Annotated in this window: 23 protein-coding genes; 13 read left to right on the top strand and 10 right to left on the bottom strand. The window is 36.9% G+C overall.

Translation table 11 applies throughout. The features are described 5' to 3' along the window. Positions 1 to 1459, top strand: a 1459-nt coding sequence (locus tag ABX784_RS08135; protein ID WP_372654525.1) for an RND family transporter, incomplete at its 5' end; no start/stop codon positions are given. Here the strand turns inward: ABX784_RS08135 and ABX784_RS08130 are convergent. From ABX784_RS08130 to ABX784_RS08100, 7 genes are all read right to left on the bottom strand, one after another. Next, positions 1442 to 2782 carry an MATE family efflux transporter gene (locus ABX784_RS08130; protein ID WP_372654524.1) on the bottom strand — a complete coding sequence of 447 codons (1341 nt, stop codon included), beginning with the start codon at positions 2780 to 2782 and terminating at the stop codon, positions 1442 to 1444. The genes ABX784_RS08135 and ABX784_RS08130 overlap by 18 nt on opposite strands. Before the next feature lie 505 nt (positions 2783 to 3287). Further along, positions 3288 to 6419 (bottom strand): efflux RND transporter permease subunit, encoded by a 3132-nt coding sequence (locus tag ABX784_RS08125; protein WP_372654523.1) that lies wholly within the window; start codon positions 6417 to 6419, stop codon positions 3288 to 3290. Positions 6420 to 6436: 17 nt separating this feature from the next. Next, complete coding sequence (locus ABX784_RS08120) at positions 6437 to 7096, bottom strand: hypothetical protein (RefSeq protein ID WP_372654522.1); 660 nt, start codon at positions 7094 to 7096, stop codon at positions 6437 to 6439. A gap of 8 nt (positions 7097 to 7104) precedes the next feature. After that, complete coding sequence (locus ABX784_RS08115) at positions 7105 to 8331, bottom strand: TolC family protein (RefSeq protein WP_372654521.1); 1227 nt, start codon at positions 8329 to 8331, stop codon at positions 7105 to 7107. 60 nt (positions 8332 to 8391) lie between these two features. Beyond that, entirely contained in the window at positions 8392 to 8733 is a 342-nt protein-coding gene (locus ABX784_RS08110; protein WP_372654520.1) for a hypothetical protein, read from the bottom strand. Positions 8734 to 8778: 45 nt separating this feature from the next. Further along, complete coding sequence (locus ABX784_RS08105; RefSeq protein ID WP_372654519.1) at positions 8779 to 9669, bottom strand: cation diffusion facilitator family transporter; 891 nt, start codon at positions 9667 to 9669, stop codon at positions 8779 to 8781. Between the two features lie 56 nt (positions 9670 to 9725). Further along, positions 9726 to 10151 carry a DUF4186 family protein gene (locus ABX784_RS08100; protein ID WP_372654518.1) on the bottom strand — a complete coding sequence of 142 codons (426 nt, stop codon included), beginning with the start codon at positions 10149 to 10151 and terminating at the stop codon, positions 9726 to 9728. Positions 10152 to 10305: 154 nt separating this feature from the next. Here ABX784_RS08100 and ABX784_RS08095 point away from each other — a divergent pair, with 154 nt between their 5' ends. The 8 genes from ABX784_RS08095 to ABX784_RS08060 all read left to right on the top strand — a co-directional run bounded on the left by ABX784_RS08095 (position 10306) and on the right by ABX784_RS08060 (position 16145). After that, positions 10306 to 10959: an RluA family pseudouridine synthase gene (locus ABX784_RS08095; protein WP_372654517.1), complete on the top strand. Its 654-nt coding sequence runs from the start codon at positions 10306 to 10308 to the stop codon at positions 10957 to 10959. Beyond that, the gene (locus ABX784_RS08090; RefSeq protein ID WP_372654516.1) at positions 10943 to 11866 is read left to right on the top strand and encodes an RluA family pseudouridine synthase; all 924 of its coding nucleotides are present in this window, start codon (positions 10943 to 10945) and stop codon (positions 11864 to 11866) included. The genes ABX784_RS08095 and ABX784_RS08090 overlap by 17 nt, the downstream gene beginning before the upstream one ends. A gap of 55 nt (positions 11867 to 11921) precedes the next feature. Then, positions 11922 to 12437: an NADPH-dependent FMN reductase gene (locus ABX784_RS08085; RefSeq protein ID WP_372654515.1), complete on the top strand. Its 516-nt coding sequence runs from the start codon at positions 11922 to 11924 to the stop codon at positions 12435 to 12437. 186 nt (positions 12438 to 12623) lie between these two features. Further along, positions 12624 to 12821, top strand: a complete 198-nt coding sequence (locus tag ABX784_RS08080) for a DUF4266 domain-containing protein (RefSeq protein ID WP_372654514.1) — start codon at positions 12624 to 12626, stop codon at positions 12819 to 12821. Further along, a complete protein-coding gene (locus ABX784_RS08075) occupies positions 12808 to 13953 on the top strand; it encodes a DUF3570 domain-containing protein (protein WP_372654513.1) in 1146 nt (381 codons plus the stop codon). Before ABX784_RS08080 ends, ABX784_RS08075 begins: the two co-directional genes overlap by 14 nt. Beyond that, on the top strand, positions 13953 to 14777 hold the full coding sequence (locus ABX784_RS08070; protein WP_372654512.1) for an FAD:protein FMN transferase: 825 nt from the start codon (positions 13953 to 13955) through the stop codon (positions 14775 to 14777). Before ABX784_RS08075 ends, ABX784_RS08070 begins: the two co-directional genes overlap by 1 nt. 2 nt (positions 14778 to 14779) lie before the next feature. After that, positions 14780 to 15214 carry a TlpA disulfide reductase family protein gene (locus ABX784_RS08065; RefSeq protein ID WP_372654511.1) on the top strand — a complete coding sequence of 145 codons (435 nt, stop codon included), beginning with the start codon at positions 14780 to 14782 and terminating at the stop codon, positions 15212 to 15214. Positions 15215 to 15293: 79 nt separating this feature from the next. Further along, the gene (locus ABX784_RS08060) at positions 15294 to 16145 is read left to right on the top strand and encodes a sugar nucleotide-binding protein (RefSeq protein WP_372654510.1); all 852 of its coding nucleotides are present in this window, start codon (positions 15294 to 15296) and stop codon (positions 16143 to 16145) included. Here the strand turns inward: ABX784_RS08060 and acs are convergent. Genes acs through ABX784_RS08045 form a run of 3 tightly spaced genes read right to left on the bottom strand, consistent with a single transcriptional unit; the run spans position 16140 to position 18832 of the window. Continuing rightward, the gene (gene acs, locus ABX784_RS08055) at positions 16140 to 18035 is read right to left on the bottom strand and encodes an acetate--CoA ligase (RefSeq protein ID WP_372654509.1); all 1896 of its coding nucleotides are present in this window, start codon (positions 18033 to 18035) and stop codon (positions 16140 to 16142) included. The genes ABX784_RS08060 and acs overlap by 6 nt on opposite strands. Positions 18036 to 18057: 22 nt before the next feature. Then, positions 18058 to 18552: a VOC family protein gene (locus tag ABX784_RS08050; RefSeq protein WP_372654508.1), complete on the bottom strand. Its 495-nt coding sequence runs from the start codon at positions 18550 to 18552 to the stop codon at positions 18058 to 18060. 7 nt (positions 18553 to 18559) lie between these two features. Beyond that, positions 18560 to 18832: a peptidylprolyl isomerase gene (locus ABX784_RS08045; RefSeq protein ID WP_372654507.1), complete on the bottom strand. Its 273-nt coding sequence runs from the start codon at positions 18830 to 18832 to the stop codon at positions 18560 to 18562. A 249-nt stretch (positions 18833 to 19081) separates the two neighbouring features. On the opposite strand from ABX784_RS08045, the gene ABX784_RS08040 reads away from it, so the two are divergent. The 4 genes from ABX784_RS08040 to ABX784_RS08025 all read left to right on the top strand — a co-directional run. Continuing rightward, on the top strand, positions 19082 to 20473 hold the full coding sequence (locus tag ABX784_RS08040; protein WP_372654506.1) for a M14 family metallopeptidase: 1392 nt from the start codon (positions 19082 to 19084) through the stop codon (positions 20471 to 20473). A 99-nt stretch (positions 20474 to 20572) separates the two neighbouring features. After that, complete coding sequence (locus ABX784_RS08035) at positions 20573 to 21007, top strand: disulfide oxidoreductase (RefSeq protein WP_372654505.1); 435 nt, start codon at positions 20573 to 20575, stop codon at positions 21005 to 21007. After that, positions 21004 to 21645 (top strand): DsbA family protein, encoded by a 642-nt coding sequence (locus tag ABX784_RS08030; protein WP_372654504.1) that lies wholly within the window; start codon positions 21004 to 21006, stop codon positions 21643 to 21645. The genes ABX784_RS08035 and ABX784_RS08030 overlap by 4 nt, the downstream gene beginning before the upstream one ends. A gap of 129 nt (positions 21646 to 21774) precedes the next feature. Continuing rightward, on the top strand, positions 21775 to 23232 hold a 1458-nt coding region (locus tag ABX784_RS08025; RefSeq protein WP_372654526.1), incomplete at its 3' end, for a urocanate hydratase.

Here is a 23232-nt window from a genome sequence, read left to right as displayed (position 1 = left end):
TGCAATGGTACCTACAATTTTGATTGCCATTGCAATAGCTGATAGTGTTCATATCCTTGTGACCTACTTTCAATTTCGCTCGAAAGGAGAAAATGAAGAGAATGCAACGGCAAAGGCATTTGAGAAGAACTTCAAACCTATCTTTTTAACTTCTATTTCTACTGCAATTGGCTTTTTCAGCTGTACGACATCAGATCTTATTCCACTTAGAGACCTTGGAATTCTTGCAGGGTTTGGAACTCTTGCTGCATGGACTTTCACGATCTTATTTATGTGCCCAATCCTTTCGAAGATAAAAGTAGAACCAAAAAAAGAAGCAAACACTGATAACTCTAAGAGTAATATTTTGAAAGCAACTACATTAGTAAATTTCTTAGATAGAAATAAATACTTCATTATAATTTCAACAGTGCTTATATCTGGACTCTTCACATACCTAGGTTATAAAAATGAAGTGAATTCAAATCCCTACACTTACTTTACAAAGAATGTACCTTTAAGAATTTCAAATGATTTTACACTTAAAAACCTAGGAGGCTTCTATGGACCTCAAGTTGTTATTGATTCTGGAATTAAGGATGGAATAAAGAATCCTAAGTTCTTAAAAGATGTAGATAAGTTTCAACAATGGTTAGAGGAGAAAGAATATATATCACGTGTAACCTCCATAGTAGAAGTTGTAAAATCGATGAATAAATCAATGCATGGAGACAAGGAAAGCTTCTATACAATACCGGATAATAGAAAAACGATAGCTGAGTTACTCTTTCTATACACTATGAGTCTCCCTCAAGGTAAAGATCTTAAAGATAGAATGACTATTGAAAAGGACTCTATTCGAATGGCCGTTCTTTGGACTCTTCAAGGTTCTAAAGAGTCATTAGAGAAAATGAAAATGATTGAAGAGAAAGCATTAGAGTTTGGATTAAACGCTACAGTAACGGGCAAGATTCCAATCTACCAAAACATGACAACCTTTGTAGTTAAGTCATTCTTCTCTTCTATTGGACTCGCACTGATTGGAATAACCATTTTACTGATAATTATATTTAAGTCGGTAAAGCTTGGAGCACTATCAATGCTCCCAAATATTATCCCCTTAATGATTGGTGCAGGCCTAATGAAGATTCTAAATACTCCTGTCGATGTTGGTACAGCTTTAGTTAGCTCTGTCTGTCTAGGAATTGTAGTAGATGATACAATTCACTTTTTAAATAGCTTTAATACTCTAAAAAGAAATGGACGGGGCAAAAAAGAGGCATTAGCAGAAGTTCTTGTCACTACCGGCCCTGCACTGATTTGGACGACACTAATTTTAGCAATTGGATTTGGAGCGCTTATTTTTGCGAACTTTACTCCCAATATGAACTTTGGATTATTTACTGCAATAGTTCTAATGGTTGCATTAGTTGTTGACCTACTTATACTCCCAACGATTTTACTAGTTGGAAGAAAGTAGAGATTCTTTATATTGAATATAGAATTTAATATTTAAAGATATAGATATACTTGTCGCGACTATCATTCCAAATGATAGTCCGGCCCAAATACCTGACAGTCCCCACTTTTGATCAATTGCTAAAAAGTAGCTCATTGGTAGAGCGCAAATATACAGAGATACAATATTTGCCAAACTAGAAGACATAGTCTTTCCCGCTCCTCTTAAGAAACCAGTTCCTAATAACTGAAGCCCATAAAAGAAAAGAAAAATCGCACTATAAGTTAAGCAGTCTTTAGATAGTATAATTATTTCGTGAGACACTCCATAAGCTTTAATCAAACTCTCACCAGCAAAGACAATTGTAAAAGATGATATTAGAAATGCAAAAATAGAAACGAGTACTAATGCTTTATAAACATTAATAATCTGTTTGTTTTTCATTCCAACTTCAAAACCAACTCTAGTCGCTGCACAAAGAGAGAATGACATTGGAAGGATAAAGAATAAGTATTGTAGATTTAAGATTACCGTATGGGCCCCTAGCTCATCACTTCCAATTCTCCCTGCCATAAAAGTAGTCATCTGCAGACCAAAAGCTTCTAACATTAACTGTATGCCTATTGGGAGTCCCATTAGAGAGATCTTTTTAAATAGATCTCTATCAAAGTATTTTGAACTGTATTTTACCCAATATTCTTTATAGCTCTTTCCATAATAGACAATTAAACATAATAATATGTACTGAGCGGCCCGCATAATACAGCTTGAAAGTCCTGCTCCATATAATCCCATCTCTTCAACTGGACCCACTCCATATATAAAGACCCAGTTTAAAATGATATTGATAACATTTGTAATGATTAGAACAACTGCTACAGGTAGAGTTCTCTCGTGCGCAATCATATACTGTCTAAAGACCATATACATAAAGAATGGTATTAAGCTTGGTATTTGAACAAGAGCATATTCATGAGCTAAATTTGAATAGAGTGGGTCTTGCCCAAACAATTGAAGAATATTTCCAGTAAAGGCCCAAAGAAGTCCCGTAATGATGGCCACAACAACAGCGAGAACCTTAGCACTTATGAGAGAGACCTTTACTTTGTCATGACTCCCCTCTCCAAGTAGCTTTGAGATAACAGGATCAATTCCAAGACTGCATCCTATACCAAACATCAAGGTACCAATTATCCAAACATTTGCTAGTCCTGCGGCCTTGAGAGCAACGTCACTGTAGTGACCCAACATAACCATATCTGTTACGCCAAGTAAGACCACACCAATTTGAGCGAATATTAGCGGTAAACTTAATTTACCAATTCTTTTTAGTTCATTTTTCATGCATTGATATTATCTGGGATAATTTAGGGATGAGCAAATTAGATAATAAAAAACCCCTTACTACGAAGGGGCCTTTTATAATTTGAAAGCTTAAGCTTTTAGCTTCTTTGTTTTTTACGAAGACGTAAGTTCTTTCTATATTTAGAACCTCTTTTTCTTCTTCCTTTATTGTGCTTTCTTCTATGACGAGAACCACTGGCCACGACGACACCCCTGTTTAAATGTTCACAAAACTAACCTAAAGAAATTAATCGTTTTTGCGCGCTTTTTCAAGAAAAGAAGTCAGTTTTTTAACAACCTAAGGTACTGAAATGTAAAATTCACTTAATAAGTGTCAAATATGAGCGCCAAAATAACGCACCAAATCAACAAAACAGAGATTAATTTGATCTGAGCTAGAGAGAGTTAAAGTTTTATCAAATAGCCTTACTAGATATAAATACAATCTATTTTGTGATTTTAAAATTAGACCACTACATTTATAAAAAATGTAATGGTCATAAAATTAAGCTTTAAATAGATCAGGTCTCATATGCTTTATAAATAATCTATAAAGACTTGGAAGAACAATTAACGTTAAAAGCGTCGCAGAAATAATTCCTCCAACAACAACCGTTGCTAGAGGTTTTTGAACTTCTGCACCTAATCCTGATGAGAACATCATCGGTAGAAAACCAAAGATATCTGTCAGAGCTGTCATAAGCACTGGACGAAGTCTTGTCATGGCCCCCTCTCTTACAACATCATCAGGAGACTTACCATCATTGATTAAGCGATTAAAGTAAGTCACAAGTACTACTCCATTGAGAATACTAATACCAGAAAGAGCAATAAAGCCAACTCCAGCCGAAATACTAAATGGCATCCCCATTATATTAAGAGAAATCACCCCCCCAATTAGCGCCATGGGAGCACAAGCGAAAATAAGAACAACCTGAGAGAAGTTCTTAAATGCAGCGTAAAGCATTGCAAGAATAAGTAGTAATGCCATAGGAACTAATACGCCCAGTCTCTCTTTTGCGCTCTGAAGATTCTTAAAAGTTCCTCCCCACTCTATAAAGTAACCTTCAGGAAGATCAACCTTTTTCTTAACTTCCTCCTGGGCCTTACGAACAAAGCTTTCAATATCTCTTGTTTGCGGATTAACTAGAACGGCAACTCTTCTCTGAGAGTTTTCTCTATTTACTGCTGAGAAAGTTTCAACAAAGGAGATTTCTGCAACCTGTTCTATAGGAACTGTATAGCCTTCAGAAATACCTACAGGTAACTTTCTAATTGTCATAACATCGGCGCGTTCTTCTTCAGAAAGTCGAGTAACAATCGGAAAACGCCTTACACCATCGTACACATGTCCAACCTCTCGCCCTCCTATAGCAGTGTTAATAGCATCAAGAACTGGTCTGGCAGTAACTCCAAGTTCAGATAGCGCATCCATTTTAGGAATATATTGTAGAAGTGGAGACTTACCTTTTGATTCAGACTCTGCTTCCCCAGCTCCTTCGATGGAGCTAATAACTTCTGCGACTTCTTTTGAGTAACCTATGAGTTTATCCAGATCATCTCCAAAGACTTTCGCCGAAAGAGTTGCTCTAGTTCCCTCGAGGAGTTCATTAAACCTTAACTCTACTGGCTGAGAGATCATTAGAACTTGTCCAGGTACATGAAGTTCAATCATCTCTTTTACTTCATCAATTAAGTCTTTCTTAGTTTTTATATGTTCGTCGTTTGGCCAAGAATCCCTAGGATGTAACATGATATAAGAATCTGATATATTCACTCCCATTGGGTCTGTGGCAACTTCAGCTGCTCCAGTTCTTGCAAAGACATCCTTAACTTGTGGGAAAGTGTTGATAATCCTCTCTGATATCTTCTGTAATTCAACAGAATTTTCAGTACTAATATTTGCTGGACGAATAAATTGAACAGCGAAATCCCCTTCATCTAACTGAGGAATAAACTCTGCCCCCATTCTAGAGAATAGAAATACACCAGTTACAATTGAAGCAATTCCAATGCCTAGTACTATCTTTTTAAAACGAAGAGCTGAATCAAGAGCTGGCTTGAATACTCTTTCGGCAATTCTCATTAGAAATGGTTTCTTATCGACCGTTTTTCCACTTAAAAATGTTGCTGCAAGTGCTGGTACAACAGTAAATGAAAGTAGAAGTGCTGATGCCAAGGCCATTATAAATGTTGTGGCCATTGGACCAAACATTTTACCTTCAACTCCAGTAAGTGCGAAGAGAGGAATAAATACTGTAATGACAATTAATTCACCAAAACCAGCTGCTGACCTAATTTCAATAGCCGAATCAATTACAAGTTGTTTAACCTCTGCCCTTGTCAGGTCACGACCTAGCTCTTTCCCTCTTTTTTGTAAGCGATGTACACAATTTTCAATAACAATTACGGCTCCATCAATTATGATACCAAAGTCGAGAGCACCTAAACTCATTAAGTTTCCAGAAACGTTTTGCCATTTCATCAAAATAAAAGTCATTAGTAACGAGATTGGAATCATGAGAGATGTAATTATTGCGGCCCTTAAATTCCCTACAAGAAGTAAGAGAAACACAATGACAAGTCCAGCTCCCATAATAAGGTTATGCTCTACTGTTCCCAGAGTAGCGTTAACCATATTAGAGCGGTCATAGAGAACTTTTAGCTCTACCCATTCTGGCAAATCATCTTCTATTGATTCTAACTTTGCAGAAACACCTTGAGCAACAGTACGTGAATTTTCACCAAGTAACATAAATGCAGTACCGATAATAGACTCTTCTCCATTAACTGTTGCGGCACCTGTTCTAATCTCCTTATCAAACTTTACTGAAGCGATATCTTTAATTCTAATGATTTGATAAGAAGATAATCTCTTAACAACGACATTTTCAATATCTTTAATATTTTGAAGTAACCCTACACCGCGAACAAGAAGCTGCTCCCCAGTCTGCTGAATATATCCTCCACCAACATTCATATTAGACTGTTCAATAACAGATTCAATATCATCAAAGTGAATTCCAAATTTAGCCATTCTCTCTATTTTAGGTTGTATAAAAAATTGCTTCTCATAACCACCAATTGTATTAATTTCAGTGACGCCTTTAACTGTAAGAAGTCTTGGTTTAATAAACCAATCTTGGATAGATCTAAGCTCCATCAGCTGAAGAAGCCTCTTATCAGGATCGTCCTCAACATTCTTTGCTTCTAGAGAATAATGAAAAATTTCACCAAGACCAGTACTAATCGGTCCCATCTCAGGGGTAACGCCTACAGGAAGTTGTATTGTTTGAAGCTTTTCAGATGCGAGCTGTCTTGCTTTATATATATCTGTTCCTTCTTTAAAGATTACTGTGACTTGAGAAATACCGTATCTTGAAATTGAGCGTATATTTTCAACAGCAGGGATTCCATTCATTGAATATTCGATTGGAAATGTTACCATTCTCTCAACTTCTTCTGGAACAAGCCCCTTTACCTTCGTGTTAATTTGTACTTGTGTATTAGTAATATCAGGTACTGCATCAATTGAGAGTTCTTGAAATGACCTAAACCCAAAAACAATTAGTAATAGAGTTGCCATAAAGACAAACATTCTATTATTAACTGAAAATTCTATTATTTTATTTATCATGATAATACCTTTTTAAATTAGTGAGAATGACCATATTCAGACTTATCTGTAGAATATATATCGCTTACTCTAAGTAACCCTACGCCACCGACAACAATTTGATCTCCACGAGCCAAGTCAGAAGTTCTAATTAAATAATGATTCGATTCTTCCTTAAGAATTCTAATATTAATTAATTTAAAGAATCCCCGCCTAAAGCGATAAAGACCTTTTTGATTTTTTGATGTAACAAGAGTTTTCTTAGCGATTTTAGTTTTTGATGAAGGAGTATAGTCCTCAAGCTTAATAGAAAGTGACTTTATAGCTTCTTTACTTAGCTTAAGTCCTTTTTCCTCATCTACTTCTACTATGGCCTTACCTTCACCTATGGCCTTTCCACCACCGTGTCCATGTCTGTGACCATCTTCTTCACCTTCATGATCATCATGGTCAGCGTGGTCATCGTGGTCATCGTGGTCATCGTGGTCATTATCATGCTTATCAGATTTGTGTTCATCAATATTGTCATGATCTTCATATTCATCTTTCTTGCCCGTATCAGCATGCTTATGTTCATCATGCTCACCGTGCTCAAGATGAGACTTTTCTTTATTTACAGTATTGTTACGAATAGAACTTTTATCTGGGCCAGCAAAACTAGCTGACATAAAAAGTAAATATATTACTAAAAATTTCATTTTTTCCCCTAAAGATTAGAACTAAAAACAGTTCCTTTAATTTTCTTTATATTCCACATAGATTCAATAGCACCCAGCTCAAATTCAAAGCGAGTACTGGCAAATTCAATCAATTGTCTATGGGATTCAATTATCATTGATGTAGAAATAACGCCTCTTTTAAAGAGCTTCTCTATTCTTGTGTGTTTTCTCTCTAACTCATCTTTATTTGCAATAGTATTTAAAGATTTCTTATATCTATTATACTTTTCAATTTCAGAATTAAGCTCAATAGAAACGTGCCTATTAATATGCTTTTGATTTAATAGAGATGACTTGTACTCACTTGCAGCACTTCTACGCTCACCAGAGTTTAAGTTTAAAACAGGTATTTCCATTGTAAGAGAAACACCATAGGTCTTATAACTTCTTCCACCCACGCTCTCAAACTCAACTGTTGGACCAATTCTCATATCAGGAAAGCTATTAGAACTTGCAAGCCTTTTCTTAGCCTTTGCAACTTCAACAGATTCCTTGGCTTGAAGAAATAATGCTGATCTTTGATAATCCTCACTCTGACTAAATGATTCTGAAAGATCTACATTTTCAGGTAACGACTCTAATGAAATACTACAATCAATCCCCATTGATAGAGTTAATTCTTTAGAGATCCTCTCTTTTTCAGAAAGTAGTTTAGAAATTTTCAAACGGTAATCATTTGTCGCTAAACTAAGAGTTTCTTTTTCAACTTCTTCTTCTGGAGAAAGAGATCTTCTTTTCTTTTTAATATTTAGAATTTTATTTAACGATTCCTGAGCTTCAGAGAGAAGGGGGATCAATTCGTATACTTGTCTTAATCGATAAGAGTTTAGGATAGACTTGATATATGCATCTTCACTACTCAACCTTAAAATTTGTTTATTTCTATTTATAGAATTTTCGGCAAGACGAGTTCTAGCTCCTCTCTTTCCTCCCATTTCAATTGGAAAGAGTAATCCCAAAGAAGTAGTCTTAGTATCACCTTCTAAAGACTTCCCTTCCTCTCTACTCGCTTCAAGTTCAGGATTTGGTAATTGACTGGCAATACCTAACCTTTCAGAGAAGGCCCTTCCTAAGCTTTCGTTGTACTTAATTTCAGGATGATTATCCCTGATGACTTTAAATAACTCATTAGAGTCTTTGATTCGACAATTTGCTACAGCACCACTACTAAGAAGAAGCACTGCTAATACAAAGTTAACTTTTAAGATACACATAATCGATCCTAATAATTTTTAATTTATTATTAATAATATTTATAGTTTTTGAATTTCAAATTAAGAAAAGAGAGGTGGCTTGAGCGCAGAATCGAGAAAAGGTTCTATATAATGATTATCATAATACCAATTGAAAGTGAGATGGTTAATTGCTCGATTAGATAGTACTACTGAAGAACTGAATTGAAGTAAGTTATGTATTCCTGAACAGTGATGAGAGCAGTGGCCAGAGCGATCTTCACAGTCCTCTTCACCTTGGTGTTCATGATTTACAGCCGAAAGTGAGATTGAAATACTTTCCGAATTTTCAATATTTACTTCATCATGACAGTCTATAGTCTCTAAGGTGCCAGCCAAGCTGAACGAAAGAATAAAGAATGTAGCGAGTAAGTAATTAAACATTAAGTAAATTTAACCGTTAGTATACGTTTGAGTCAAGGATATTGCTTATTTTGAAACGTGGTCGCATTTATGGCCAACACCTTCAAACTCTATGACTGAATTTGTTACATTCATATCAAACAAAGTAGCTTTAATAACTTCTTTAAGCCTATCAAGCTCTTTGACAGTCATTTCATCATCAACTGAGACATGAAATGTTAATGAATGAGACTCTTCATCCATTGACCAGCCCTGAATGAAGTGAACATCTTCAACTCCTTCAATACTTACTAATTTCTCTTTAAGTTGATCCATATTCAGATCTTTTGGAAAGGCCTGCATAAGAATTGTAACAATCCTCTTAAGACCTTTATAAACACCTTTAAGAACCATCAGGGAAATTAATATAGAAAGAATTGAATCTAAAATATACCAAGGCTTAAAGTAAAGTACGACACTCACAATTAAAACAGCACACCAGCCAAGAATATCTTCCATAAGGTGTAGCATTACCATTCGCTGGTTTATACCAGTTTCTTTGGACATTCTATAAGCAGCTACACCATTTACAACAATCCCTAAGATTGCTAGAGCAAACATCCCCTCACTCACAACAGGTTCTGGAGCAAGTAGTCTTTCAAATGATTCACTAATGACAAAAATAGATCCAGCTAAGAGCACTACAGAATTTAAAAAAGCACTTAATAGAGAGAAGCGTCTATATCCATACGTATACTTTTGATCACTGTCTTTCTTTGAAAACTTCTCAAAGAAATAAGACATGAGTAAAGCAAAGCTATCTCCTAAGTCATGAAGTGCATCAGAGTATATCGCCATAGAGTTGGTTAGATATCCCCCAATAAACTCAATTATTGCGAAAGAGAAGTTAAGAGTAAAAGCAATTAAGATATTTTTGCTTCCAGAATGATTGTGATGATGGTGATGACAGTTAGACATAAGGAGATTGTAGTTTGATTATTGGAAAAAGCCTAAAGAAAAAAGACAATTGCCACTTAACTGCAAAAGAGGCTCAATTGAGATTTTTCAGATTTGATCAAGTGATTTGGCTTTTCTTGCCTGATTATCCACTCTTTCACAACCAAGAGAATGTAGAAGATATCTTTCTCTTTAAGCTCTTTATCCTTGGAGATCTTATGCCACTTTTGAAGTGAAGACCTACAACAGGTTCCGGTTGCATGGAGAGCAGTAAAAATAGGATGAGTCTGGACAGGGGAAATCTTACAAGAATGGTTAGTAGGCTCTTCAGAAAAGATTTTTACAATTAGAGTTCTACCTTCTAGTAAAATAGAGTCAAACCCTCTCTTTGCTAAATAGTCCCACTGCTCATCTCTTAGCTTGAACTTAGAACATACTTGTGAGCAGCCAAGCCTTCTAAAGATATCTGTAAAATAAATATTTTCGCTAATACGGTTTTCCAATGAACTTATTCTCTTAATTGCTTATTTAGATATTATATAAGAGTCTAGATGATAGCAATGAAAGTCAAGAATTTCTTAAAATATCTCATACTTAGCTCTCTTTCCAAGCGCCGCACAAGATTGCGAATCTTGAGGGATTATGCCATAAGTACTTATGATAAAAATTATTGAACAGACAGATTCTTGGCTAATGATCAACAAGCCTGGTGGAGTGAGCGTACATAATGACTCATCAAGTGTTATTGATTATTTTAAGTCAAAGGGCACTCTAACGGCACCTGTTCATCGAATAGATAAAGAAACAAGTGGTTTGTTACTACTCTCTAAGAATCAAAACGATACCGCAAAGCTACAAGCGGCTTTAGCGGATTCAAAGAAATCCTATCTGGCCATTTGTCGCGGAAAGCTTGATCAAGACGAAGGGGTCTGGAAAGACCAACTAAGTGATAAGGCCGAAGGATATAAGAATCCAAAGGGAAAGAAGTCTGAATTAAAAGACTGTATGACAAGCTGGAAAAAGCTCATCTCTAATAACTACTTCACACTAATACTTTTTCAAATCAGTACGGGACGTACTCACCAGATTAGGAAGCATTGTGCTCTCCACAAATTAGAGATTTTGGGTGATAAGCGCTACGGAGACAGTAAGTACAGAAAGCTGATCGCTAGTAAGTACTCTTTTACTGGTATGGCGCTACATTCATACAAGCTCGATATTACACTAGACGAAAAAGAAAGAAGTTTTGTGGCAGAGCTGCCTGAGTACTTCGAAAAACTTATGGGGGACTCACTTGAAGAACACCTATAAAATACTCAAACTCAAGACCTTTAAAGAAGATACTCTCTTTAACAACTTAAAAAACTCACTCAGAGAAGACTTCTCCTTATCCTTGTCTCAAAAAGACTTTAATGAACTCATTCGACAAAAGCGTATCAAAGTAAAAGGTCAAACAGTCCAGGAGCAGGAAGTTTTATTAAAAGAAGACGAATTTTATTCCGTCTCATTAACTAAAGCACAGCTAAGAAGCTGGTCTCTACCTATAAAAGAGACTATTAAGATAACAGAAAGCATGGTCGTTCATGATGAGGTCATTTTCCTAGTCGGAAATAAGCCCGCAAATATCTCTTCAAATGCTACACTTCAATCAACAAGAGATAACTTCCTATCGGCAATGACTAGATACATAAGTGGTAAACATAAAGAAAAATATCTCGCGCTTCATCATAGGATAGATTTTGAAACAAGCGGTCTTCTCCTTTTTTGTAAGAAGAAATCTCATAATAAATACTTCACAGAATTATTTGAAAAGAAAATCATCACAAAGACCTACCTAGCTGTTGTGCAAGACTCTGAAGATAAGTTTCAAGACAGATTAGTTACAAACTTTCTTGATAGAGATCCTAAAGATAAGATGAAAATGCTAAGAGTTAGCAATGGTGGAAAGAGTGCCAAAACAAAGTTTAAAAAAGTATCTCATAGTAATGGATATAGTTTAGTGGAGGCCACCCCAGAGACAGGTAGACTCCATCAAATAAGAGTTCACCTAAGTGAAATGGGATTTCCAATTTCTGGAGACTCAACCTACGGAGCAGAAGCTCATCAAAGAACGCTACTTCATGCTTATAAATTAAAATTTCCTCACCCGGAAACGAAGAAAATTGTTGAATTTTGCGCCCCGATTCCCGATGACTTTCCCAAAGACTTATACATCTAGTCAGATCACATAAAATGAGGGACTATAACAACTTATTTAAATAATAGGAGACAAGATGAAACCAAGTATATTAATAGTTACAGCAAGTGATGGAAACAACTTAAAGCTAGCGAATACTCTCTTAGAGATCTCTAAAGAACACGAAGCATCATTTGAAGTTGTGAACCTTCTAGACCTAGACCTCCCACTCTACTCTTCAAAAGCAGAGGCTGACGGTACGCCAAAAGATGCAACATTTATTACAACTAAATTCATGAATGCGCAGGGGTTTATCTTCCTCGCCCCAGAGTATAACGGTTCAGTTCCACCAGCATTAAATAACACTATTGCGTGGATAAGTAGATCAGGGAATGACAATTGGAGAGATGCTCTAAATACTAAACCAGTAGTTCTTGGGACTCATAGTGGTGGTGGAGGAAATCACGTGCTAATGGCCATGCAGGAGCAATTCGCATTTATTGGCTGTAATATTATTGGAAGAAAGCTTCTCACAAGCTATGCCAAAGAATTAAATGTAGACTCAGCTAAAGATGTTCTCGCTCAACTTGTAAGAATTAGCTCTCTTAAATAATAACGAACAAGGAGTACGTTTCACTGTACTCCTTAACCATCTATTTACTTAAGCAGTGATACACATATACATGTCTAAGTAACTCAACACTTACTCTCTGTTTGAAGTACGAAACAAAAGTAGTTTTAAAAGACCCTTTCCCATCGAAGATTTAAATGAAATAATTTTTCTATGGGAGAAATTCATATGAAAAATTTTATTCTACTACTCATCTTAAGTTCATGCGCCAATGTAAAACAAATTGACCGTGGAAGGCTAAGTTCTAAGATAATGAAACTAGATCCAAAGCCCGAGGAACAAGTATTCCTAGAGGAAGTTAACTCTTACAGAGAAGGTTCTGCAGGAGGAAGTAGTTCAGTGGGAGGTGGTTGTGGCTGTAATTAGATGGACCCTATTATCTCTCTTTATTCTTTCAATATCGATGGTTCATACTTTCGCAGAGATGTTGTCTCCGAAAGCATGGAAAACAAAATTATTATTCAACATATACTCACAGTCTTCTAATAGCGGGGAACAAGTCTATGACGACTCGGGTAATGAAGATGTATTTGTTTTTGAGCCGATGCTCTTTGCAAGCTACCAGATAGACGAGACAACAAATCTAAGTGCACATATTACGTTTGACACATGGACGGCAGAGTCAGATACAAGACTTGATGGCAATACAGGTCAATCAGGAAAGGGAATAGGAGGACAGTCTAGAATCTCAGGAAACTTTTCCTATTCAAAGGAAATTGAAAATTCACTATGGACTCCAAAAATTGGTTTTAGTAGTGAGTACGACTATAAGAGCTTCAATGCAGGACTTTCCTGGACAGGTTCCTTTGCCGAAGATAACTTCACCCTTACAACATCAGCGCAATACTTTCATGACTCAACGACCCTCTTTGACTATGTCACTGAGAAAATTAAAGAGCCAGAGGATAAAAGAGTATATTCTTTAGATATAAACGCATCTCAGTTCTTAACTAGAAGTGACATAATATCATTTGGTCAGACTACAATCATTCAAAACGGTGCTCTTGAAAGCATTAGAAATACAACAAAGATTGCGGGGGTTAGAACTGCTGAGCAACTTCCAGGTTCTAGAAAGAGATACGCCTACTATACTCAATGGGTGCACGGCTTTAACGATGATTTAGCCCTATCGAATAAGTATAGATTCTATCATGACTCGTGGAATTTAAAATCTCACACATATGAAGTATCTCTACGCTTTAATACTAACGAAGAGTACGGCCTACTTGAATTAAGTTATAGACTCTATAATCAAAGCTCTGTTAAATATTTTTTCAATTCCTTAGCTTCAATACGCCCAAACTTTACAAATGATAGTGACCTTGAAGGCTTTACTTCTCACAGGATAGGTCCTCACTATGCCTATGATCTTGGAGAGAAGTCGGTACTTGGCCTAGACATAGAGAACTTAAACTTATCTGTCGGAGCCTATTATTACACGAGATCTAATGATCTAACCTATATGATCACACAGTTCTCTCTCGGAGCAGAGTTCTAGTGGGAACACTCAAAGTAGTAGATTCAACTCATATGAACTGTAGCTGGCAAATCTCCTACTTCCCTCAAAGTTATCACTCAGAAGTTGAGTCATCCAGACTGGTTAGTGAAGCGTTCCAAGTCGTAAAGAGATTTGAAAACTACTTTACAGTTTTTAAAGATAGTCCTTTTAACAAGTTAAATAAGTATGCTGGAAAAAAAGAAGTCTCTCTGAGTATAGAAGCAATAGATATATTAAAAAAGTCCATCGAATACTACAAGAAAACTGAAGAATTCTTTAACATTTGCTTTCAGTCATCAAAGAAATTTAGTCCCCTAGATATAGAGATTGACGAAGACTGCTCTACAGCCTTCCTTCCAAATAAAGAGATGAGTGTATCTCTAGGAGGCATAGGAAAGGGACATGCTGTGGATATTTGTTTTGAGTTTTTGAAGAAAGAAGGATTCCATAACTTCATGGTTAATGGCTCTGGAGACTTACGAACACACAGTCACCCTGATGCTCCTAGACCTTGGAAGATTGGAGTAACTAACCCATTTAATATTAGAAACCAGATTGGCATAATTAACATGAAAAATGGTGCTGTGGCCACAAGTGGCTCGTACCTTAAAAAGAATCATATTAAATCTATTCACGAAAACACACCTCTCGCTGTCACTGTTCAATCAATGAATACGACAGAGGCAGACGTCTGTGCAACGTATCTATCCTCACTAGATATTAGCCAAGCAAAGGATAGAATGGAAAAATTGGCCCTTAGTGGGTTCATCATAGACAAGAGTGGAAATATTCACCGATCAACTCATTCTTTTAAAAGGAATTAAAAATGAAGAAAGTACTTTTTCTAATATTACTTTTCGTAATAAAAACAACCAGCGCCTATACTCCCAAAGAATTTTCTCTAAATACCTTTAATTCTAACGAATCAGTTACTCTTAAAAGTCTAAGGGGAAAGAAAACTCTTATTAACTTCTGGGCAACATGGTGTACAAGTTGCGTACAGGAGATTCCAGAACTTCACTCTCTAAAGAAGTCTAACAAGTCTAGTCAGTACAACTTTATTGCAATCAGTGCCGGAGACTCAGAGAAGAAAGTTAAAAAATTTATAAAGAGATATAAATTTAACTATAAAATTCTTATGGATAAGGATAGTAAAGTGACAAAGAGTTGGGGGATAGACTCTCTCCCAGTAACAATCGTACTTGGAGAAGATGGAAGTATTATTTATTCAGATACTAAACCACCACAAGTTCTCCCATAGGCATTATTTACCGTACCGGCAGAAGTATTCCTTGATCATTAATTAGCCTTAGCTAATATTCAGTACTATAATTAATGCCATGAAAAAGGTTTTAATACTTGGAAGTTCAGGCTGGATTGCCCACTATCTTATTCCATCTCTAAAAAAAGAGTTTGGAGACTGCCACATTGTAGGCAGTGTCGTGAATAATAGGCCAGATCATAATATAGATATATTTCAAGCTTCTAATGACCAACTAGAAGTTATTGATGAGCAGATCATTACTCTTAATCCAGACATTGTAATCAACATGACTAGAGGTGAAGATGATAATGCCTTCTCCCTCCATAAGTACTTAATTGAAAAGTCACAAACCCTGAATTTTCACTATAATTACTTTTCTTCATTTAATGCCGTTGATGGAAATGTAGAGAATGAGCACTACGAGGATGAACTTCCAAACTCTCAGACAGAGTATGGAGAATTCAAAGCAAAGTGTGAATCAGAGCTTACTCGATACGGCGATAACTTCTCTATCTTCCGATTTGGAGCTACGCACGGATGGGCACCCAACTCACAAACAAGAACAGAGCTATTTCTCGAAGTAATGCTAAGTGGAGAATCTCTCACTATTGATAGAGGTGTTCTACAAAATAGGCTCGCGACAAATCACCTAGCGAATATGATGGCCGCAGTTCTTCAAAGAAAAGGAACGGGAGTCTTCCACTTCGGAGCAAGTGATGGCTCTGAGGAAATAGACTTTCTTAGAAATCTAGCTGAAAGCTTCGGCCACCCTAGAGAGCAAATAATAGAAGGTGGAACGAATATCTGCAACGCTCTCATGATCCCTGAGAGAACGATTAAGCTAATTGGATCAGAGTATGAAAAGCGCGAAGAAGAAACAGTATTTGCCGTTAGACATATGATTCGCCTTGCTCAATATATTCTATAAAGATCCCGCTTTAATGGTTTCAACAATTGATGGATCAAGTAATGTTGAGGTATCACCGAAGTTATCAAATTCCTTAGCTGCAATTTTTCTAAGAATTCTTCTCATAATTTTTCCAGACCTTGTCTTAGGAAGCCCTGGAACAATTTGAATTTTATCAGGCTTTGCAATTGGACCAATCTCTTCAGTAACAACTGCAAGTATATCTCTTTCCATATTCTCGCAGTGGTTTTCAGTAGCGATGACAAAAGCATAAATCCCCTGCCCTTTTATATCATGAGGAAATCCTACAATCGCTGACTCAATTACATCAGGGTGTTGACCGATAGCATTCTCAACCTCAGCAGTTCCTATTCTATGTCCAGAGACATTTAGTACATCATCAACTCTACCTGTTATTCTATAGAGTCCATCAGCATCCCTCTTACACCCATCTCCAGTGAAGTATGACCCTGGGTATGCACTTAGATAAGTTTTCTTAAAACGATCATGGTCTCCCCAAATAGTTCTTAGCATTCCTGGCCAGGCCCTCGTAATGCAAAGGTTCCCTTCAGACTCCAGATCCTTTATAACATTGCCGTCTGCATCCATAATTGCTGGAAATACTCCCGGAAGCGGAAGAGTCGCAAAACAAGGTTTTCCATCCGTTACTCCGGCCATAGAAGAGATTAAAATCCCACCCGTCTCTGTCTGCCACCAAGTATCAACAATAGGACATTCTTCTTTACCAATGGATTTATTATACCAGTGCCAAGCTTCTGCATTAATTGGCTCACCTACAGAGCCAAGAACTTTTAGGCTCTTTAGATTGGAGTTATTTACAAATGAAATATCACAGGCCATCAATGCTCTTACTGCTGTTGGAGCTGTATAAAAATGTGTAATTTTATGTTTCTCTACAACATTCCAAAATCTTCCTGCATCAGGATAGGTCGGAACTCCTTCAAACATTGTTGTCGTTGACCCATTTAGCAGCGGCCCATAAGTAATATAAGTGTGACCAGTGATCCAACCGATATCTGCAGTACACCAGTACTTATCATCCTCTTCCATCTGGAAAACGTTTCCAAAAGTGTAAGCGGCCCAAACCATATAGCCAGCGGTTGTATGAAGAACTCCCTTAGGTTGTCCGGTTGAGCCAGATGTATAAAGAATAAATAGAGGGTCTTCAGCATCCATAACCTCTGGCCTACAATCCTTAGAAGAATCAGGGTATAAGTCATGCCACCAGACATCGCGCCCCTCTACCATCGAGACATCATTTCCAACCCTCTTATGAACAAGCATATGTTTAACAGAACTATTAGGGAGGTCTTCCAAGGCCTTGTCTGCGATCTCTTTTAATCGAGTTATTTTACTGCCTCTAAAACCTGCATCATTAGTGATTAATAATTTACATTCTGAATCTTCAATTCTTCCCGCAAGAGCGTGCGCTGAAAACCCTCCAAAAACGACAGAATGAATGGCGCCAATTCTCGCACAAGCAAGGACTGAAATTAAAAGTTCAGGAACCATCGACATGTAAAGACAAACTCTATCACCTTTTTCTACACCTAGGTCTTTAATCATATTTGCCGTCTTACACACAGCCTCGTGTAGTTCATTATATGTGTACTCGACAACATCATCATCAGGAGAATTAGGTTCAAAGATCAATGCAGTCTTATTTCCCCTTTTCTCCAGATGTCTATCTAAGCAATTTTCAGTTATATTTAGTTTCCCGCCTTCAAACCATTTAATATTAGCATCATCAATACTTCCCGACTGAACCTTATCCCACTTCTTTTCCCAAGAAAATGATTCTGCGATATCTCCCCAAAACTTATCAGGATTGGCCTTAGATTCTTGGTAAGCTATTGCGTATTCTTCGAGGCTATTAATTTTCCAGTTCATAACTATCCCTATTTAAATATTTCTATGACTCTCTTAATTCAGAAGCTATAACATCCTCAAGGCTTTGATGATGAAACTTAATTGAGAGATCCCCAAGCTTTATTCTAAGCTCAGGGTTATGTTTTTTTTGAGCACCTTTCCAGTCGAATTCGACCTCACTGTGCCGATTAGAAAAGTCCACGAAGCTCTCTGATATTACACATTCAATATGCTCAAAACCTTCAGAGTAACTGGCTTCCCCTTTAGGAGCAGGAAGCTCTAGCAGCGGAATATCATGTTTCTTATAGTTTAGAGGTTTATTTAATTTAAATGTTGAGATTGGCCGATTTGAGATCATTGCTTCATGAAGTAAGAGATGATCTCTTCCAAGTTCACCCTTTAACTCACTATATCTCTCAATGCTTGTGACACGGTAACATATGTGATCAATTTCAAATTCATCTAAATCAATACCAAGTAACTTTAAATCAGATTCTATTTTCTCTAAGAAAGTATTAACTGTGGAAAAATCAATCATAACTACTCTACGCTGTCCTCTTAATCAGGTGGAAGCCAAATTGAGTTTTCACAGGTCCAGAAACTTCCCCTACATTCAAGGCAAAAGCTGCTTGCTCAAAAGGCTTAACCATCATGCCCTTACCAAAAGGGCCAAGACTTCCTCCGTCTTTCCCAGAAGGACAATTAGAATAATCTCTAGCCAGCTCTTCAAATGATTTACCATCATCAATTTTTTTTAATAAATCTGTTATTTCATATTCATGATCTACTAGAATATGTTGAGCAGTAATTTGTGACATAGGTTCATCCTTATAAGTAAATTTATCACTTTAAGGTTAGCGATGGCCAACTCCTTTGTAAATAACTATAGGAACATATACGTTGCCAATGACCCCAAGCGTATCTTGATTCTTGACTCATATCCACCATGAAACGATCAAGTATCCAGACTTAATTACTCGGTTGATCTAATATTAAATGTCATTATTTGTTCAATCTTTTTAAAAGAACGATAATAAGAATAATTTTTAAGTTCAGGAGGAACGTATATGTTTAAAAATCTTTTAGCATTGATGCTTTTTGTATCAATTGGCCAGCTGGTCCAAGCTCATTCCCACAAGTTTCAAGAAACAGATAGAAGTATCTACGCCTCTATAAAGCTCAATGACTATTCTAAGGGAATGAAGAAACTTCAGTCTCTAGATTTAGATATTACAGGAGTAGACAAGAAATCAAATATTGCAGATGTATTTGTCACTACTGAACAGTTTAAAGCACTCCAAGAAATGAAGTTTAATATTATATTAAATAAGTCTAACAAAGTCGTTAAGGCAGTTGATGAGGAGTATAAATCTCCATCTGAAATTGAGTCTATTTTGAAAGAATGGGAAAGAACACATTCAGACATTGCAAAAACTTTTATTATTGGACAATCATCAGAAGGTAGAAATATCTATGCTCTGAAAATATCGGACAATGTTTCCACTAGGGAGCCATCTGAGTCAGCAATCCTATTCAATAGTATGCACCACGCAAGAGAGGTCATGTCCCCAGAAGTGAGCTTAGATATAATCGAGACGCTAGTTTCTAATTATAAGACTGATTTGAAAATAAAGAGTTATGTTGATTCAAATGAGATTTGGGTTGTTCCAATGCTTAATGTAGATGGGAACGCAAAAGTCTGGAATGGATCAAGTATGTGGAGAAAGAATACAAACTACGGTCATGGAGTAGATATCAATAGAAACTATCCACACCTATGGGGAAGCTGTAGAGGATCAAGTGGAATGAAATGGTCTAGTACCTACAGAGGTCCAAGTGCAGGATCAGAGCCAGAAGTTCAGGCGCTAATGAACTTAGTTAAGGACATTAGACCAGTGTTTGATATCAGTTACCACGCGTATAGTGAAATTATTATTTACCCAATGGGTTGTAAAGGAAGTAGAACTCAAACGAAAGAAGTTGTTGAGAAAATTGGAAAAGAAATTGGCGGAAGTATTGGCTACATTGCAGGAACAGCTTGGGAACTTCTTTATTCAGTAGATGGATCAGATATAGACTGGATGTATAATGCATATCAAGTGATCCCTTATGTTGTTGAAGTAAATAGTAGATCTCAAGGCTTCCAACCAGACTATAAAGAGTGGAGAGACAAGACAGTTGAGAGAAATAGACCAGCGTGGATGAGCTTACTAGACAAAATGTCTGCAACAGGAGTGAAAGGAAGACTGGATGAAACCTACCCATCACCAGAAAGCTACCAAATAGAGGTAAGAGATGAATCCGGGGAAGTTTTCCAAAACTACAAAGTAAACCCAGACGGGACTTACCACATCGTTTTAAATGAAGGTAAGTACACTTTTACACTTCAAAAAGGTAGAAATTCATTATCACGAAAGACACTAGAGCTAGGTTCAGCTAGACTTCCTCTTTCATTTTAATTTTCATTACGGAGTACGTCTGTACTCCGTTCTTCTATTTGTTCACTCAATTATTTTTACAGAAATGCTTAAGCGTGTTACCTTTTCATAGGGGTAAATATGATTAACTTAAAAAAGAACCAGAGCGCTTGGTATTTATTATTCTTATGCTGGGTGGTCGCTTCTGTGGCGACAGCAGGAAGCTTATTCTTCAGTCAAGTTATGGGTTTTCCACCTTGTGAGCTTTGCTGGTACCAAAGAATCTTTATGTATCCCTTAGTTATTTTCTTTGTGATTAGCCTCATCTCACTCGATGCAAGTGCATTTAAGTATTCGCTTCCTTTAGTAATTCTAGGCTGGCTTACGGCCCTCTACCATAATCTCCTCCACTACGAAATCGTTCCAGAAAGTGCAACACCATGTAGAGAAGGTGTATCGTGCGCGGATATCTGGATCAACTGGTTAGGATTCATTACTATTCCAATGTTATCTTTTATCGCATTCAGCATATTACTTATTATTCTTACAATCTTTTATAGGAGATACCTTAAATGAATAAGCAGAAAATTACCGTCATAATTACTTCAGTAGTTGTAATAATCGGATTTGTTATCGCAACATTTCTTTATAATAGTAATCAGGACGCCAAAGATAGTCTTATTGCTAAAGAGAAAGAAAGCTTATTTGTTAGAGCTCACTCACCTCAAATGGGACCCGCTGACGCTCCTGTACAGTTAGTCGAGTTTATGGATCCAGAGTGTGAAAGCTGTAGAGTATTCTACTCTTTTGTTAAACACTTAATGAAAAAGTATGAAGGTAAAATCCAACTCACTATTCGTTATGTTCCTTTTCATGGAAACTCAAAGTTCGCGATAGCAATTCTAGAGTCCGCTAGAAAACAAGGGAAGTACTGGGAAACTTTAGAAATACTTTTTGAAAAACAACCACTATGGGGAAATCATCACAAACCTAGTCCAGAACTTATTTGGAACTACCTTCCGATGGTCGGAGTTGATGTTGATCAAGTTAAGAAAGACTATAAAGATCCAGCCTATACAAAGCTAATTGAGCAAGACTTTGCAGACGCAAGAGAGCTTGGGGTAAAAGCAACTCCTACTTTCTTTATAAATGGAAAACCATTAAGAAACTTTGGCTACGAACAACTTGAAGCGCAGATCAAAGAACACTTATAAGAATAAACAGTATCTTAACGCACATCTCATAACAAAAGGTGCCTCGCACCTTTTGTTATCTCTAGAAAAATTAACTATTTAACGCTATTGTGATCCCAAATTTAGAGATAAATGAAGGACAGTAATATGATGAGTGTTGAAGATTTTCAAAAGAAAATTTTAGAGGGAATTCCAAGTGAGCTTCCGCCAAGAAAGACTTATGAGACGGACATAAATCACGCCCCCAAAAGAAAAGATATATTAAACCCTGAAGAGAAGAAGTTAGCGTTAAAGAATGCGCTTAGATATTTTGATACGAAATTTCACGCTGAGCTGATTAAAGAATTTAAAGAAGAGCTAGATACCTATGGCCGGATCTATATGTATAGGTTTAGACCAGATTATAAAATATTCGCAAGATCTATAGACGACTACCCACATAGGTCGAAGCAAGCAGCGGCAATAATGCTAATGCTCTCTAATAACCTAGATTATGCAGTTGCTCAGCACCCTCATGAGCTAATCACTTATGGCGGAAATGGTGCTGTTTTTCAAAACTGGGCGCAGTATCTTCTAACAATGAAGTACCTTGCGACTATGACTGACGAACAGACTCTTGCACTCTACTCTGGTCATCCAGCAGGACTCTTTCCTTCACATAGTGGAGCTCCAAGGGTGATTGTTACAAATGGCATGATGATTCCAAACTATTCTAAACCAGATGACTGGGAAAAGTTCAACGCCTTAGGTGTTACACAGTACGGACAAATGACAGCAGGTTCATTCATGTACATTGGGCCACAGGGAATTGTTCACGGAACAACAATAACAGTTCTAAATGCAGGAAGAAAAATTAGTAACGGAGAAACAGATCTCGCAGGAAAGCTCTTTGTGACTGCGGGACTTGGAGGAATGAGTGGAGCTCAACCGAAGGCCGCGGTCATTGCCGGATGTATTGGTCTCGTAGCAGAGGTCAATGAAAAAGCTGTTCAGACTAGATTTGAACAAGGTTGGGTTGACGAGGTATTCACAGACTTAGACAAACTTGCAATCAGAGTTAAAGAGGCTAAAGAAAGAAAAGAAGTTGTATCAATAGCTTACCAAGGCAATATTGTTAACCTTTGGGAGAAGTTAGAACAAGAGGAGATTCATGTTGAACTCGGTTCAGATCAAACTTCTCTTCATAACCCTTGGGCGGGTGGATACTACCCTGCCGATATAAGCTTTGAAGAATCTAATAATCTTATGGCCAATGAGCCTGAGAAATTTAAACAACTAGTTCAAGAAACTCTAAGAAGACATGTCGTTGCGATAAATAAGCTTGTAGCAAAAGGAATGTACTTCTTTGATTACGGGAATGCATTTCTACTTGAAGCTTCAAGAGCAGGCGCTGATATCTTAAATGAAAAGGGTGACTTCAAATATCCAAGTTATGTTCAAGATATAATGGGCCCAATGTGCTTTGATTATGGATTTGGTCCTTTTAGATGGGTGTGTACAAGTTCAAATCAAGATGACTTAGATAAAACAGATCAAATTGCCTGTGATGTACTAAAAAATCTGATGAAAGAATCTCCTAAAGAAATTCAACAACAGATGCAAGACAAC

The organism is Halobacteriovorax sp., assembly GCF_041587335.1.
In the GTDB taxonomy this organism is placed as follows: domain Bacteria; phylum Bdellovibrionota; class Bacteriovoracia; order Bacteriovoracales; family Bacteriovoracaceae; genus Halobacteriovorax.
Note: the sequence above shows the minus strand (reverse complement) of the source record. Positions and strands in the feature narration are given on the sequence as shown.

What these genes read in the sequence shown, in the direction of transcription:
- ABX784_RS08035 (WP_372654505.1), top strand. Translation starts at nt 20,573, where the DNA reads ATGATTAACTTAAAAAAGAACCAGAGCGCTTGGTATTTATTATTCTTA.
- ABX784_RS08050 (WP_372654508.1), bottom strand. Translation starts at nt 18,552, where the DNA reads ATGATTGATTTTTCCACAGTTAATACTTTCTTAGAGAAAATAGAATCT.
- ABX784_RS08040 (WP_372654506.1), top strand. Translation starts at nt 19,082, where the DNA reads ATGTTTAAAAATCTTTTAGCATTGATGCTTTTTGTATCAATTGGCCAG.
- ABX784_RS08115 (WP_372654521.1), bottom strand. Translation starts at nt 8,331, where the DNA reads ATGTGTATCTTAAAAGTTAACTTTGTATTAGCAGTGCTTCTTCTTAGT.
- ABX784_RS08045 (WP_372654507.1), bottom strand. Translation starts at nt 18,832, where the DNA reads ATGTCACAAATTACTGCTCAACATATTCTAGTAGATCATGAATATGAA.
- ABX784_RS08130 (WP_372654524.1), bottom strand. Translation starts at nt 2,782, where the DNA reads ATGAAAAATGAACTAAAAAGAATTGGTAAATTAAGTTTACCGCTAATA.
- ABX784_RS08065 (WP_372654511.1), top strand. Translation starts at nt 14,780, where the DNA reads ATGAAGAAAGTACTTTTTCTAATATTACTTTTCGTAATAAAAACAACC.
- ABX784_RS08110 (WP_372654520.1), bottom strand. Translation starts at nt 8,733, where the DNA reads ATGTTTAATTACTTACTCGCTACATTCTTTATTCTTTCGTTCAGCTTG.
- ABX784_RS08125 (WP_372654523.1), bottom strand. Translation starts at nt 6,419, where the DNA reads ATGATAAATAAAATAATAGAATTTTCAGTTAATAATAGAATGTTTGTC.
- ABX784_RS08120 (WP_372654522.1), bottom strand. Translation starts at nt 7,096, where the DNA reads ATGAAATTTTTAGTAATATATTTACTTTTTATGTCAGCTAGTTTTGCT.
- ABX784_RS08085 (WP_372654515.1), top strand. Translation starts at nt 11,922, where the DNA reads ATGAAACCAAGTATATTAATAGTTACAGCAAGTGATGGAAACAACTTA.
- ABX784_RS08105 (WP_372654519.1), bottom strand. Translation starts at nt 9,669, where the DNA reads ATGTCTAACTGTCATCACCATCATCACAATCATTCTGGAAGCAAAAAT.
- ABX784_RS08095 (WP_372654517.1), top strand. Translation starts at nt 10,306, where the DNA reads ATGATAAAAATTATTGAACAGACAGATTCTTGGCTAATGATCAACAAG.
- acs (WP_372654509.1), bottom strand. Translation starts at nt 18,035, where the DNA reads ATGAACTGGAAAATTAATAGCCTCGAAGAATACGCAATAGCTTACCAA.
- ABX784_RS08080 (WP_372654514.1), top strand. Translation starts at nt 12,624, where the DNA reads ATGAAAAATTTTATTCTACTACTCATCTTAAGTTCATGCGCCAATGTA.
- ABX784_RS08030 (WP_372654504.1), top strand. Translation starts at nt 21,004, where the DNA reads ATGAATAAGCAGAAAATTACCGTCATAATTACTTCAGTAGTTGTAATA.
- ABX784_RS08060 (WP_372654510.1), top strand. Translation starts at nt 15,294, where the DNA reads ATGAAAAAGGTTTTAATACTTGGAAGTTCAGGCTGGATTGCCCACTAT.